Origin of the sequence: Halococcus sp. PRR34 (assembly GCF_028617175.1) — an archaeon.
Lineage (GTDB): Archaea > Halobacteriota > Halobacteria > Halobacteriales > Halococcaceae > Halococcus > Halococcus salifodinae.
Map to the genome: position 1 here is coordinate 1 of NZ_JAQJDA010000017.1, position 13,594 is coordinate 13,594.

Genomic DNA, 13,594 nt, shown 5'->3' on the forward strand with positions numbered 1-13,594 from the left:
GATCGACTTCTCGACCTCGTTTCCTCAAACTCATTACGGAGTAATCCCGTCACCGTCGTCCATTTTCAATAGAGCAGTTGAATGCTGATTCTAACGCGACTGCACGGGAGTTGCACACTGAAGGAGAGCCGCTCCGAATCCGGGATTGAGTGTGCTGTTGGAACCATTAGTGTCTCTGTCACCCGACAAGGGCGTGTATGGCGAAATCACACTTTGTGCTGACCTACCTCATTTTCTTCCTCGTCGATAGTTAGCGCGCTCGTAACGAGACTTTTGGTAGCTCGTCGGAACCGTTCGGAAAGCGCCTGATGAGATATATCGAGGTCGTCAGCGAGGGTGTTGAGATCCACTTCACGCGGGACCTCGTAGTACCCCTGCTGTACGGCTGCGGCGAGGGTGTCGTATTGCCGTTCGGTAAGGTCGTGCTCAAATTCATCGAGCCGTTCACCGTCATAGATCCGGGCGATATCCAGCGTGAGGTCGTTCTCCTGAGTGAACTCGTTCGTCGCCGAGAGCCCCTCTCGCTCGGGAAAGAGTACTTGGAGGTGCCACTCACCGTTGGCGGCGGTAGCCTCCTGGACGGCCGCACCCTGCTCGTTAATCATGTAACCGATCACTTGTGCAGTATCCTCCCACACCAACCGATAGAACCGCTCGTCATCAGTTTCGCCGAAGAGTTCGACTTCGGTAACGCTCGGATCGGCTTCGAGTACTTCACTTAAGTCCTCGATGTCGCCGTTAGTGATTCGGACGAACGGCACCACTTCAGTCGTATTGTGGGCGACAACGCGGTCGATATGGATAGTCAGGTCCGGACGGCGTTCGAGTGTCTCGGAGAGTGCAAACTCGTGGGCCGGAATCGTGAACTCCGTTATTGTGGGCATATACAAGCATATGCAGGCAAGCATTATAATGCAAGGGATTCAGATGAGTTAGCCCCGAAATAGATCCGGCTGCATCCAGTCGCGGATCGAGAAGAACGTTATCTGGTTTTGTGCGCAGATATCACCATTGAACACGGGCGATATGCGAGATACGCACCCTGCATCTCGCACGCTGTATTTCTCAACTGCTGGGAAGGGTTCGCGCAAAACGATCGACTCCTCCAATAACCCCTACACTATCGACCGCGGTCTCGCTGGTCGGTCTGCCCAACCGAGGCTGCTTTAGTCCCCGGGACGGATACCACTGCCATGAGCAGGTTCGAGGACGTCGCGGATCGGTACGATCCCGACGCGGTCGAGGAGCGGGTGTTCGACCACTGGGACGAGACCGACGCCTACCAGCAGACGAAAGACCACCGCGCGGACGAGGAGCCGTTTTTCTTCGTCGACGGTCCCCCCTACACTTCGGGTGCAGCCCACCTCGGCACGACGTGGAACAAGACGCTGAAGGACGCCTACATTCGGTATCACCGAATGCGGGGCTACGACGTGACCGACCGTCCTGGGTTCGACATGCACGGCCTCCCGATCGAGACGAAGGTCGAGGAGAACCTCGGCTTCGAGAACAAGAAGGACATCGAGGCGTTCGGGATGGAGCCGTTCATCGAGGAGTGTAAATCGTACGCCGAGGCCCAGTTAGAAGGCCTCCAGTCCGATTTCGAGTCCTTCGGCGTCTGGATGGACTGGGAGAACCCCTACAAAACCGTGTCACCGGAGTACATGGAGGCGGCGTGGTGGGGGTTCGAACAGGCCGCAGAGCGCGGTCTCGTCGAGCAGGGGAAGCGCTCGATCACCCAGTGTCCGCGGTGTGAGACCGCGATCGCCAAAAACGAGGTCGAGTACCACGAGGTCGAGGACCCCTCGATCTACGTGGAGTTCCCGCTCCGCGAGCGCGAGGGGAACCTCGTGATCTGGACGACCACCCCGTGGACGGTCCCCGCGAACGCCTTCGTCGCGGTCGACGAGGACGTAACGTATCAGGAGGTCCGCGCCGAGAGAGACGGCGAGAGCGAGGTGCTCTATCTCGCGGCCGACGTGGTCGAGGAGGTCCTGCAGAAGGGCCGCTATGAGGACTACGAGGTGCTCGACGAGTTCGACGGGAGCGAGATGCTCGGCTGGGAGTACGACCACCCGCTGGCCGAGGAAGTGCCCGACCACGCCGACGGCGACGGTGCGGGACAGGTGTACCACGCCGATTACGTCGAGGTCGACAGAACTGGTCTGGTCCACTCCGCGCCTGGTCACGGTCAGGAAGACTTCGAGCGGGGCGAGGAGCTCGGCCTCGACGTGTTCTGTCCGGTCGAGGGCGATGGCGTCTACACCGACGAGGCCGGAAAATACGCCGGCGAGTTCGTCCGCGACGCCAACGACGGGATCATCGCGGACCTCGACGAGAAGGGACTGCTGCTCGCCGAGGAGACCTACGTCCACGACTACGGCCAATGCTGGCGGTGTGACACGGACATCGTCTTCCTCGCCACCGATCAGTGGTTCATCACGGTCACCGACATCAAGGACGAACTGCTCGCCAACATCGAGGACAGCGAGTGGCATCCTCCCGAAGCCCGCGACGAGCGCTTCCGGAACTTCGTCGAGGACTCGCCGGACTGGAACGTCTCCCGGCAGCGCTACTGGGGCATCCCGGTGCCGATCTGGACGCCCGAGAACGGCGCGGATCAGAGCGACGGGGCAACCGATGAAAGCGAGATGATCGTCGTCGGAACGCGAGAAGAGCTCGCCGAGCGGGTCGACCAGGACGTCGACCCCGACGCGATCGATCTCCACCGGCCCACCGTCGACGACCTGACCATCACCGAGGACGGCACGACCTACACCCGGGTTCCGGACGTGTTCGACGTCTGGCTCGACTCGTCGGTGGCGTCGTGGGGCACGCTCGACTATCCCGGTGAGGAGGAGGCCTTCGACGACCTCTGGCCCGCCGACCTCATCATGGAGGCTCACGACCAGACCCGCGGCTGGTTCTGGTCACAGCTGGGAATGGGCACGGCGGCGCTCGGCGAGGTTCCCTACGACGAGGTGTTGATGCACGGCTACGCCAACATGCCCGACGGGCGAGGGATGTCGAAATCGAAGGACATCACGATCGAGCCCGGCGAGATCGTCGAGCGCCACGGAGCCGACGCGATGCGGCTGTTCCTCCTCTCGGTCACCCCGCAAGGCGACGACATGCGGTTCTCGTGGGACGAAACCGAGGAGATGGAGCGGACGCTCAACATCCTCTGGAACGTTTTCCGGTTCCCGCTCCCCTATATGCGCCTCGATGGGTTCGATCCCCAGGAGACGACCCTGGCTGCTGTCGAGGATGCGCTCGAACGCGAGGATCGGTGGGTGCTCTCGCGACTTCAGACTGTGAAAGCGGAGATGGCCGACGCATGGGCCGACTTCCGCCAAGACCGTGCGCTCGACGCCCTGCTCGATTTCGTCGTCGAGGACGTCTCCAGATTTTATGTCCAGGGGGTCCGCGAGCGGATGTGGGAGGAATCGGACAGCGACTCGAAGCGCGCGGCGTACGCCACGTTCTACCGCGTGCTGGAGGAAGTCGTCGCGCTGCTCGCGCCGTACGCGCCGTTCGTTGCCGAGGAGATTTATGGTACGCTCACCGGCGATGCGGGCTTCGACACCGTCCACATGTGTGACTGGCCCGAACCCGACGACGACCTCCGCGACCCCGATCTCGAACGCACGGTGGCGGTCGCGCGCGCCGTCGAGGAGGCGGGTTCGGCCGCCCGCCAGCAGGCCGAACGCAAGCTCCGGTGGCCCGTCACACGGGTCGTGGTCGACGCCGAGAGCCAGTCGGTCGCGAGCGCGGTCGACGACCAGCGCGATCTCGTCGCCGACCGATTGAACGCCCGTCGGGTCGAGCTGATCGACCCCGAAAACCGGTGGGACGAACTCACATACAGCGCCGAGGCCGACATGAGCCTGCTCGGCCCCGAGTTCGGGGATCGTGCGGGAGAAGTGATGACCGCGCTCAACGAGGCCCGTGTCGAGGAGCCCACGCTCGCGGCACTCGAAACCGCCGTCGCAGAGCAAATGGGCGAGTCGGTGGATCTCACCGAGGAGATGGTGACGATCGTGACCGAGACGCCGGACGGAGTCGCCGCGGCCGGGTTCGATGTCGAGGGCGGCGGCACGGTCTACGTCGATACCGCACTCACTGAGGACATCGAGAGCGAGGGCTACGCTCGCGACGTCATCCGCCGAATTCAGGAGATGCGCAAGGAACTCGATCTCGACTTGGAGGAGCGGATCCGCGTCGAGTTCGCCGTCGCCGACGACCGGATCGCCGAACTCGTCCGCGAGCACGAGGTCCTGATCGCCGAGGAGGTCCGTGCCGACGAGTTCGGGGCGGTCGAGGACGGCCACCGCCGCGAGTGGGACGTCGAGGACACGACGGTGGAGATCGCCATCGAACCGCTCGCTGGCGCGCGAGCGTAGATCGGACTATTCCGACAGCGCGTCGGCGAGCGCTGGCGCGACGCTCACGGTGCTCTCGGCGCGCTCGATCGTGTCGGTGCCGTGGACGGCTTCGACGCCGGCGCGGGCGAGACGCGTTCGAGCCGTGCCCGCGAGCACAGGATGAACGCAGGTGACGAACGCGCGGGCGGCATCGCGCTCGCGGAGATGCGAGATGGCCGTCGCCATCGTCGAACCGGTGGCAACGATGTCGTCGACGAGCACGGCGTCACGCCCGGCGACATCGGCTGCGTGCGGTTCGATCTCGACCTCGGTGGCGCTGTGGCGAGTCTTCTCGAAGTGATCGACCGATCCCTCACCGTACGCGTCACGAACGGTCGTCGCGAGTTCGCGCGCGCCGGCGTCGGGCGCGAGGAACACGGGATCGTCGAGAGCGGGGAGGGGAGCTGCGAGTTGGCCGGCGGCGTCGACGGTGTCACACGGCACGTCGAAGAACTCGCTGACGCTCGCTTCGTGGGGATTCACGGTGAGCACGCGGTCGGTGCCCGTGCTGATCGCGCGGGCGACCGCACGGGCCGAGACGGGCTGGCCCGCCGCGAACGCGCTATCTTGGCGGGCGTAGCCCATGTACGGCAGGACGGTGACGACCTCGCTCGCGCCCGCCTCACGGACCGCGTCCTGGAGCTGGAGGGCTTCGAGATGGGCGTCGCTGGTGGTGGTCGCACAGACCACGATGGCGCGGTCGGCGTCGAACTCCGGAACCGAGGCACAGAGTTCGCCGTCGGGAAACCGCTCGTACTCGGTGGCCGCGAGCGGCTCGTCGAGCTCGGCGGCGAGCGAACTCGCGAGCGATTGGGACGTCGAGGCGCTAACGATCATGCGAGTGTGTTCGCGGGCCGCCTAAACCGGTTTTCGATCCGGCCGTGCGACGACCGCCCGGACGCCGCGTAGCCCCAGTGGGTGATCGCGCCAGCCGTCGTCGGTTTCAGAGAGTAGCGTTCCGTCCGCCGTGACGGCATAGACACCGCCACCGGACGCTGATTTCGCCCTGCCGTATGCGACATCGACGACCGCCCGATCGACGCCATCCACAGCCGACCACTCGCCCTCGGCGTGGCGATACAGCGTCTCAGCGGTCGCGGCGTGTGCCCGACCGATCGCCCCCAGCTCGGCCGTCCCGCGATCCGTGCTCACCATCGAAAATGTTCCATCAAGAGCTGGCAGCCAGCCGTTGCCGAGTCGATAGAGACCGTCGGCGGTCGCTGCATGGGGCGTTCCCGTGGCGGCGACATCGTTGGCGTCGTCGAGTCCGACGTGCTGGCAATCGGTGCCGGTGCATCGATAGACGCCATCGGCGGCCGCGATGAGGCTGCCGTCGATTGCGTGCGGCTCCTCGACAGCTCCGGCTATTTCCCACTCGCCGTCGATGCGGCGCGCCACGGTCCCGTCAGGGGCAGCGGCGAGGAGCGTTCCGTCCGAGCCGATCGCTGCTGCCCGACCGAAACCGGTCGGTTCGGCGTCTTCGCCGGTGCCGAGGAACACGTCTTCGTCGGTCGCGGCCGCGAGTCGATCGTCGTGGACCGCGAGATCGTTGGTCGCGTCGCGGTCGAGGAGCTCGATCTCGCCGATCCGTGCGCCGACGACCGCGACGCGAGCCAGCCCCGTCTCGCTCGCGACGAACAGCGCCGTCTCATCGCTATCCGGCCCGTACACCCGCTTCTCGTCGATGCTGCTCATGCCCGAACACGACCGCCGACCGTCGAAAGCGTTCCGGCGCACGGGCGGCCGGCGGCCGTTTCACGGCATGACGAGCTCGAACGGCACCGGCGTGAAACAGAGCGCGCCGAGACCGAACGTGACGATGCCGAGCGCAGTCCGTTTCGCGTCGAGTCCGTCCTCGTAGATCGGGGTTGCGGGACCGGCGTACGCAAAGCCGAGGGTGAACACGCCCCAGAGAACCCAGAGGAAGACGGCGTTGAACGCGGCCTCGCGGACGTAGTAGAGGTACGCTGCGAGCCCGAACAGCGCGGCCGGCACCAGCGCGCCGACGGTCTCGTGGCGCTTGCCGACCATCGCGCGCACGAGGTGGCCGCCGTCGAGCTGGCCCACCGGGATCAGGTTGAGGAAGGTGACGAACATCCCGACCCAGCCCGCGAACACCACGGGGTTGACGACGTCGCCGCCCGGATACGTGAGTGGCTGCCCGGTGAGATCGGCGAGTATCTGGACCAGCGGCGGGTAGTTGAACGTGATCGGGATCGCCGGCTCGGGCACCGGATCGAGATACAGCCCGACGACCGTGACGACGCAGGTCGCAATCAGGCCGGCGAGCGGCCCGGCAACCCCGATGTCGAACAGGCTCTTTCGATCGGGCATCCGGCCGCGCATCCGGATCACCGCGCCCATCGTCCCGATCACGTTCGGCAGCGGGATGAAATAGGGCAGACTCGCGTCGACGCCGTGATACCGACTCAGCGCGTAGTGGCCGAGTTCGTGAACTCCGAGCACCGAGAGCACCGCGAGCGCGAACGGCCAGCCTGTCAGTAGGTTCGTGGGATCGCTGAGGTCGGCTCCGTACCACCGGCTGCCCGCAACGAGCGTCGAAAGCACGGTGAGCGCCGCGAAGAGGAGGTTGGTCCACGGCACCCCGTCGATCCCGGTCGAGCGCGGTGTGGCGACGAGGACGTATCGTCTCCCGCCGGTCTCGACGCCAGTCAGCGGGTCTCGCCGGGGTTCGTTCGTCAGCCGGACCTCGTAACCCCGATCACGGAACACCGGCCAGAGCCGGCGTTCGAGCCGTTCTCCCGAGACGAGTGGTTCGCCGTAGTATCGAAGTTGGCCGTCGTCGGCAGTGACTTCGGCGACGCGAAAGAGTCCCGCGAACGCCTCGGGCGGCGGTCCCTCGGCGCGCGGCTCGCTGTCGTCCATCATCCATTTCTCGTGACGGGGAGGGATAAGCCTACAGACCGTTCGTCGAGCGGGATGCGCCAACGGGGACCCGATTCAGAGCGGGAGCGCGAACAGCCTACCCGGACGATTACGCCGGCTCGACGCGCCACGTCGTCGCGCTGGTGTACGACCACTTCTCGATCTCCAGATCGGTCGCCGCGTCGCTGAGCTTGCACATCAGCGCGCCGATCTCCTTCGGCGAGAGTCCCACTTCGTCCGCGATGAACTTGCTCTTGAAGTAGAGCTCGCCGTCGGCAGCGTTGCGTTCGAGATACGCCTTCAGCCGCTGTTCTTTGGGGTTCGCATCGACCGTGGGCTGTGTCGTGCTCATTGTCGGCCTCCATCCAGGATGTACAACCTCAATGTATTATACCCGACAGATGCTTCGCGTAGCTTCGGGTCCCTTCACGATGTGATCGGTCCATACGCTCGTTTCACGACGCTTCGAGAGGGAGCAAGACGTTTTATCCGCCACGCTACGTTTCTCGATTCTTTTTTCGGCGCACTCGCCGTCCTCCGCGGGCCGGGAGCGCGTCACACGACGTGTTCGGCCAGGTACCGGAGAAAATTGCCGATTTATGGTCGATAGAGTGCGTCGTGATGGCTTACGCGCGCTCGTGGAGCCAGAACTGCTCGTCGGCCGTGACCTCCTTCTTGAAGATCGGGACTTCGTCCTTGAGTCGGTCGATACCGTCCGAGACCGCCGTGAACGCCGCCTCACGGTGGCCCGCGAGCACCACCACGAACACGATGTCCTCGCCCGCGGCGATGACACCCGTGCGGTGGTGGGCAAGCACGCGCTGGACGCCCTCGCGGGCTTCGAGGTCGTCGATGATGGTCGCGAGACGCTCGTCGGCGACGCCCTCGTAGGCCTCGAACTCGAGATGTTCGGTGGGTGCGTCGTCGTCGGCGTCTTTCGTCCGGACGCGGCCGGTGAAGGTGGCGATCGCGCCCGAGCGGTCCGCGTTCGGCGCGGACTTGATCTCTGTGACGAGCGATTCGAGCGTGACACGGGGTTCGAGGTCGTCGATCGCCGCACACACCGCATCGAGATCGATCCCATCCGAATCGGCGGCCGCCGCGAGTTCGTGGCCGGCGTGGTCGCGGTCGCCGAGGACCACTGCCGGGAGGTGACGGCCCGAAAAGCCCTCGACGATGGCGTAGTCGTGGTCGGGTGCGAGATCGTCGAGGATCTCGTCGAGGTCGCGTGCGTCGCCGGTGGCGAACCAACCATCCTCACTGACGCCGTAGGTGACCGCTGCGCCCGCGCTGCGGTGGCGATCGGTGTCCTTGCCGTGGGTGTCGATGTCGGGCGCGTGATCGAGATGTTTGATTGTGGCGACCGATCCGCGCTCGTCGAGGCGGTCGACGAGTCGCTCGATCAGCGTCGTCTTCCCCGAGTCCGAGGGGCCGACGACGGCAAGGGTTTTCATACCGGATCGGGAGGCCGCGACGCGCTTGTACCCTTCGGCGGGGTTGACAACCCTTATGCGTGCGTCCGGGCAATCCGGCAGCAATGAAACTCGTTCTCTCGCTCGGTGGGAGCGTTCTCGCACCGAGGGATCCCGAACGCGTCGGCGCACACGCTGCCGTCATCGAGGATCTCGTCGAGGCGGGCCACACCGTCGGTGCGGTCGTCGGCGGCGGCACCGTCGCTCGCGAGTACATCCACACCGCCCGCGAGCTCGGCGCGAACGAGATCGAACTCGATCAGCTCGGCGTCGACACCACCCGGCTCAACGCCCGCCTCCTGATCGCGGCGCTCTCAGAGCGCGCAGCGACACGCCCCGCACGCAACTACGAGACCGCGGGCGCAGCACTCAGGCGCGGCGAGATCGCGGTCATGGGTGGCGTCGCACCCGGCCAGACCACCGATGCGGTGAGCGCCGCGCTCGCGGAGTACGCCGGCGCGGATCTGCTGGTGTACGCCACTAGCGTTCCGGGCGTGTTCGACGCCGATCCCGCCGAGGACGACAGTGCGCATCGGTTCGAGGAGCTCTCGGCCACCGAGCTCGTCGACGTGATCGCGGACATCGAAATGACCGCCGGCGCGAGCGCTCCCGTGGATCTGCTCGCGGCGAAGATCATCGAACGCTCGGGCGTTCGAACTGTCGTGCTTGACGGCACCGATCCCGACCGGGTCGCGGAGGTCGTCGACACCGGCAGCCACGACGGCACCGACATCATCCCTCAAGCTGCGGACGAACCCACGTACTGGGCGATGGATGACTGACGACGGGCCAACCGGAAGCGAAACGCCCGACGACGCCGTCGACGACCCGTACGTCCTCAGTGGTTCGCAGCCACACGACTTCTGGGCCGAGTCGGTTGCAAAGCGAATCATCGAACGCAACCCGGACGATCCCATCGCCATCAAGGGCGGGATCTCGCCGTCGGGAGTACCCCATCTCGGGAACATGAACGAGATCGCGCGGGGATACTTCGTGGCCGAGGCGCTGCGTGACCGGGGGCGGACGGTGCGACAGATCTTCACCGCCGACGACCGCGATCCACTTCGGAAGGTTCCACGCAAGCTCGCCGACCTCGACGGCAACGTCGTCGGACTCGACGAGGTCGACGCCGGCGCGCTCGGTCGCAATCTCGGCAAACCCTACACCGCGATCCCCGACCCGTTCGGCTGCTGTGATTCGTACGGAGCACACTTTTCGAACCTCATCGAACGGAGCGCAGAGTTGCTCGACATCCCCGTCGAGACGGTCTCGAACACCGAGCGCTACGAGTCGGGTGCGTTCGACGACGTGATTCACCAGCTCCTCGAACACCGCGAACAGGCACGGAGCGTGCTCGCGAAGTACCAGGACAAAGTCGACGACGACTACGTTCCCTTCCGGCCTATCTGCGCCGAGTGTGGCCACGTCACCGAGACGGACGCCGTCCAGAGCGTCGATCTCGACGCTGAAACCGTCGAGTACGTCTGTACTGACGTCGAGGCCGGCGATCGGATCATCGAGGGCTGCGGTCACGAAGGGACCGCCACCTTCCGCGAGGGAAAGCTCCCGTGGCGCTTCGAGTGGCCCGCCCAGTGGCAGGTGCTCGACGTGGACTTCGAGCCGTTCGGGAAGGACCACGCCGAGGGCTCGTGGCCGAGCGGGGCCGATATCGCCCGGAACGTGCTCGACGACACTCCACCAGTCCCAATGGCGTACGAGTGGTTCACGCTCGACGGCGAGCCGTTCTCGTCCTCGGCGGGCCACGTCATCATGGTTCAGGACGCCCTGGAGTTCCTCGAACCCGAGGTGCTCCGGTATTTCTTCACCAAAGACCCGAGCAGGGCACGGGATTTCTCCATCGAGCGCGCCAATCAGTTGGTGGACGAGTTCGACGAGTTCGAGCGGACGTACTTCGGTGAGTTTGCATCGGGACACAAAATGGAGGGCGAGGCCGAAGCGGCCTACCCAATGCTCGTCGAATCCACAACCGAGCAGCCGATTCGCCTTCCGTACACCTTCGCCGCCGTGCTCGGCATGACCGACGACATCGAACTCCGTGAGAAGATGGCCCGTCGTCAGGACCATATTCCCGAGAGTGCCCCAAAGCGTTCGGTCGAGGAGGCTCTCGGACGTGTCGAATACGCACGCACGTGGGCAGAGCGCGTCGACAACGCCTACAACTACCGCCTCGCGGCCGACCTCCCTACCACGGAGTTCGACGCCACCACCGCGGCCGCGCTTGACGACCTCGCCGATTTCGTCGAGGCGGGCCACGATGGCGAGGCGATCCAGAGCGAGATCTTCGAGACAGCACGGCGACACGATCTCGACCCCGGCGACCTGTTCGCCGCGGGCTACCGACTCTTCTTCGACACCGACCAGGGGCCACAGCTCGGCACCTTCCTCGCCGATCTCGACCGCGCGTTCGTGGTCCATCGCCTCCGGCGCGAGGCGTAGCACCGAGACGGAAGCGCTGCTCGGCGTGGGGCTGGCCCGGCATCGCACGGGCAAACCAAACCCTCATGGCCGCGAGGACCGTCCGAACGGGTGATGGTTAGCACGCTGGTATGGGTGCTTTCGGGGTTTCTCCTCTATACGCTCGTTGCGACGGCGCTCCAGTCCTGGGGCGTCCTGCCGAGTTCGGTCCGGGTGTCGGGCCCGATCACGACGATCCACACTCAGCGTGGGAAGCAGTTTCTCGACTGGCTCGCGACGCCGAAGCGGTTCTGGCGGGCGTGGGCCAACGTCGGCGTCGGGATCGCGCTGGTAGTGATGGTCGGCTCCTTCCTCGCGGTGATCGTGAGTGCCGTCCAGATCTTCAACCGGCCCGAGTCCACGGTTATCAGACAGCCCCAGGACGCCCTGGTGATTCCCGGGGTCAACAAGTTCCTCCCGCTCTCGGTCGCCCCCGAGATCGTGTTCGGCCTCCTGGTCGGATTGGTGGTCCACGAGGGCGGCCACGGCCTGCTCTGTCGGGTCGAGGACATCGACATCGAGTCGATGGGGCTCGCGCTGCTCGCGGTGATCCCGATGGGCGCGTTCGTCGAACCCGACGAAGAGAGCCAGGCGACCGCCGACCGTGGGGGCCGGACCCGGATGTTCGCTGCGGGCGTCACCAACAACTTCGCGATCACGGTGATCACGTTCGCCCTCCTCTTCGGTCCGGTGGTCGGCTCGATCGCAGTCGCGCCCGGCGTAGCGGTCGGCGGCGCGCTCAACGGCACTCCTGCGGCCGACGCCGGGATCGATCGCGGCGACGTCATTACTGGTGTCGACGGTCAAGCGGTGGCGAACGCGAGCGAGTTCGACGCTGCCCTCGCCGACGCCAACCGCACAGTCGACGTCTCGTTGCAGGACGGCAACACCACCACGGTACAGCGGTCAGTCGTCGTCACCAGCGCTGTCGCGGACGGTCCGCTTGCCAAGGGGACGACGATCGAGGCGGTCAACGGGACTGCCGTCGGCACCGAGCGCGCCTTCCGCGCGGCGCTCGACAACCGATCAACGGCACAGCTTTCGACCGACAACGGGACCGCGACGATCCCCGTCGGCGCGGCCGCGACCGTCACGCCCGGTGGCCCGCTGGCGAACGCGAGCGACGGCCTCGCGGGTGAGTCGGCCGTCATCACCCACATCGCCGGCGAGCGCACGCCGAATCGAACGGCGCTGAGCAACGAGCTCGATGGAACCGAATCGGACGAGACGGTGCGCGTCACGGCGGCCGTGAACGGCGACCGCGGGAACTACTCGGTGCGGTTGGGCGAGAACCCCGACACCGGCAGTGGGTTCCTCGGCGTCAGAATCTCGCCGGGCACGACCGGGCTCGTGGTTGATGACTTCGGGATTCGGTCGTATCCCGCCTCGCAGTATCTCGGCCTGCTCGGCGGCGACGGTGCGGGTGGCGACGGAGCGGGCGGAGCCGGTGGACTGGGCGGTTCGCTGATCGCCCAGTTCCTCGTGGTGATCTCGCTGCCGTTCGCGGGGGCGGTCCCAGGAGGTGGCGGGCTCGTCAGCTTTGCGGGCTTCGTCGGCCCGGTTCGGCAGTATTTCACCGTCACGGGGCCGCTGTCGTTCCTCGGCGGTGGCGTGTTCACCCTCGCGAACGTGCTGTTCTGGACCGGCTGGATCAACGTCAACCTCGGGCTGTTCAACTGCATTCCATCCTTCCCGCTCGACGGCGGCCACATCTTCCGGGCAAGCACCGAAGCGGTGGTCTCCCGACTCCCGATCGGAAGTCGCCAGGCGCTTGCCGGCGCAGTGACGACGGCGGTGACGCTCACGATGGTCGGGGCGCTCGTCGTGATGATCTTCGGGCCGACGTTGCTGACCGGCTGATAGGGACGTGCTGCCGCAGGCTTATCACCGGCCGTGGACTGGTTCGATCATGGGCCGACGACTGCTCGTCCCGCTGACCGACTCGACACACTCGTGGCCCGGACTCGACCACGCACTCACGGTCTTTCCCGAGGCCGACGTCACCGTACTGAACGTCATTGACCCCACGGGAGCGGGCTACGGCGAGCGATCCGGCGATAGTGAATCGGACGCCGACACCGCCGAAACGGCTGCCGAGGAGCTGTTCGCGGCGGCCGACGAGCTGGCGGCGGAGTACGGCGCGACGCTCGATACGGCGGTCGTGGAGGGTCGTCCTGCCGACGCCATCACCGCCTATGCCGACGATCACGATATCGACGCGATCGTCATGGGTAGCCGCGGGCGCTCCGGCGTCTCGCGCGTTCTGTTGGGAAGCGTCGCGGGAACGGTCGTGCAGGATTCGTCCGTTCCGGTGACTGTCGTTCCCTGATTCCCGTA

General features: G+C 65.7%; 11 protein-coding genes. 5 read left to right on the forward strand and 6 right to left on the reverse strand.

Going from position 1 to position 13,594, the window contains the following annotated elements:
• Positions 1–206: 206 nt before the first annotated feature.
• Positions 207–884, reverse strand: a complete 678-nt coding sequence (locus PHA81_RS16230; protein WP_273837568.1) for a bacterio-opsin activator domain-containing protein — start codon at positions 882–884, stop codon at positions 207–209.
• Between the two features lie 309 nt (positions 885–1,193).
• On the opposite strand from PHA81_RS16230, the gene ileS reads away from it, so the two are divergent.
• Positions 1,194–4,403, forward strand: a complete 3,210-nt coding sequence (gene ileS, locus PHA81_RS16235; RefSeq protein WP_273837569.1) for an isoleucine--tRNA ligase — start codon at positions 1,194–1,196, stop codon at positions 4,401–4,403.
• A 6-nt stretch (positions 4,404–4,409) separates the two neighbouring features.
• Here ileS and prs read toward each other — a convergent pair whose 3' ends face one another.
• From prs to PHA81_RS16260, 5 genes are all read right to left on the reverse strand, one after another.
• On the reverse strand, positions 4,410–5,261 hold the full coding sequence (gene prs / locus PHA81_RS16240) for a ribose-phosphate diphosphokinase (RefSeq protein ID WP_273837570.1): 852 nt from the start codon (positions 5,259–5,261) through the stop codon (positions 4,410–4,412).
• A 21-nt stretch (positions 5,262–5,282) separates the two neighbouring features.
• Positions 5,283–6,119 (reverse strand): hypothetical protein, encoded by an 837-nt coding sequence (locus tag PHA81_RS16245; RefSeq protein ID WP_273837571.1) that lies wholly within the window; start codon positions 6,117–6,119, stop codon positions 5,283–5,285.
• A gap of 60 nt (positions 6,120–6,179) precedes the next feature.
• Complete coding sequence (locus tag PHA81_RS16250; RefSeq protein ID WP_273837572.1) at positions 6,180–7,310, reverse strand: site-2 protease family protein; 1,131 nt, start codon at positions 7,308–7,310, stop codon at positions 6,180–6,182.
• 109 nt (positions 7,311–7,419) lie between these two features.
• Positions 7,420–7,662: a hypothetical protein gene (locus PHA81_RS16255; RefSeq protein ID WP_005040375.1), complete on the reverse strand. Its 243-nt coding sequence runs from the start codon at positions 7,660–7,662 to the stop codon at positions 7,420–7,422.
• A 274-nt stretch (positions 7,663–7,936) separates the two neighbouring features.
• Positions 7,937–8,764, reverse strand: a complete 828-nt coding sequence (locus tag PHA81_RS16260; protein WP_273837573.1) for a molybdopterin synthase — start codon at positions 8,762–8,764, stop codon at positions 7,937–7,939.
• Positions 8,765–8,847: 83 nt separating this feature from the next.
• On the opposite strand from PHA81_RS16260, the gene pyrH reads away from it, so the two are divergent.
• The 4 genes from pyrH (at position 8,848) to PHA81_RS16280 (ending at position 13,586) form a co-directional block, all read left to right on the forward strand.
• Positions 8,848–9,564: a UMP kinase gene (pyrH, locus tag PHA81_RS16265; RefSeq protein ID WP_005040378.1), complete on the forward strand. Its 717-nt coding sequence runs from the start codon at positions 8,848–8,850 to the stop codon at positions 9,562–9,564.
• Positions 9,557–11,239 carry a lysine--tRNA ligase gene (lysS, locus tag PHA81_RS16270; RefSeq protein ID WP_273837574.1) on the forward strand — a complete coding sequence of 561 codons (1,683 nt, stop codon included), beginning with the start codon at positions 9,557–9,559 and terminating at the stop codon, positions 11,237–11,239. Before pyrH ends, lysS begins: the two co-directional genes overlap by 8 nt.
• A gap of 93 nt (positions 11,240–11,332) precedes the next feature.
• Positions 11,333–13,117 (forward strand): site-2 protease family protein, encoded by a 1,785-nt coding sequence (locus PHA81_RS16275; protein WP_273837575.1) that lies wholly within the window; start codon positions 11,333–11,335, stop codon positions 13,115–13,117.
• 49 nt (positions 13,118–13,166) lie between these two features.
• A complete protein-coding gene (locus PHA81_RS16280) occupies positions 13,167–13,586 on the forward strand; it encodes a universal stress protein (RefSeq protein ID WP_273837576.1) in 420 nt (139 codons plus the stop codon).
• The last annotated feature ends 8 nt before the right edge of the window (positions 13,587–13,594 follow it).

Bases quoted from the DNA above. Each gene is read 5' to 3' on its own strand.
- prs (WP_273837570.1), bottom strand. From the start codon at position 5,261: ATGATCGTTAGCGCCTCGACGTCCCAATCGCTCGCGAGTTCGCTCGCC.
- PHA81_RS16280 (WP_273837576.1), top strand. From the start codon at position 13,167: ATGGGCCGACGACTGCTCGTCCCGCTGACCGACTCGACACACTCGTGG.
- PHA81_RS16255 (WP_005040375.1), bottom strand. From the start codon at position 7,662: ATGAGCACGACACAGCCCACGGTCGATGCGAACCCCAAAGAACAGCGG.
- PHA81_RS16245 (WP_273837571.1), bottom strand. From the start codon at position 6,119: ATGAGCAGCATCGACGAGAAGCGGGTGTACGGGCCGGATAGCGATGAG.
- PHA81_RS16260 (WP_273837573.1), bottom strand. From the start codon at position 8,764: ATGAAAACCCTTGCCGTCGTCGGCCCCTCGGACTCGGGGAAGACGACG.
- PHA81_RS16250 (WP_273837572.1), bottom strand. From the start codon at position 7,310: ATGGACGACAGCGAGCCGCGCGCCGAGGGACCGCCGCCCGAGGCGTTC.
- PHA81_RS16230 (WP_273837568.1), bottom strand. From the start codon at position 884: ATGCCCACAATAACGGAGTTCACGATTCCGGCCCACGAGTTTGCACTC.
- PHA81_RS16275 (WP_273837575.1), top strand. From the start codon at position 11,333: ATGGTTAGCACGCTGGTATGGGTGCTTTCGGGGTTTCTCCTCTATACG.
- pyrH (WP_005040378.1), top strand. From the start codon at position 8,848: ATGAAACTCGTTCTCTCGCTCGGTGGGAGCGTTCTCGCACCGAGGGAT.
- lysS (WP_273837574.1), top strand. From the start codon at position 9,557: ATGACTGACGACGGGCCAACCGGAAGCGAAACGCCCGACGACGCCGTC.
- ileS (WP_273837569.1), top strand. From the start codon at position 1,194: ATGAGCAGGTTCGAGGACGTCGCGGATCGGTACGATCCCGACGCGGTC.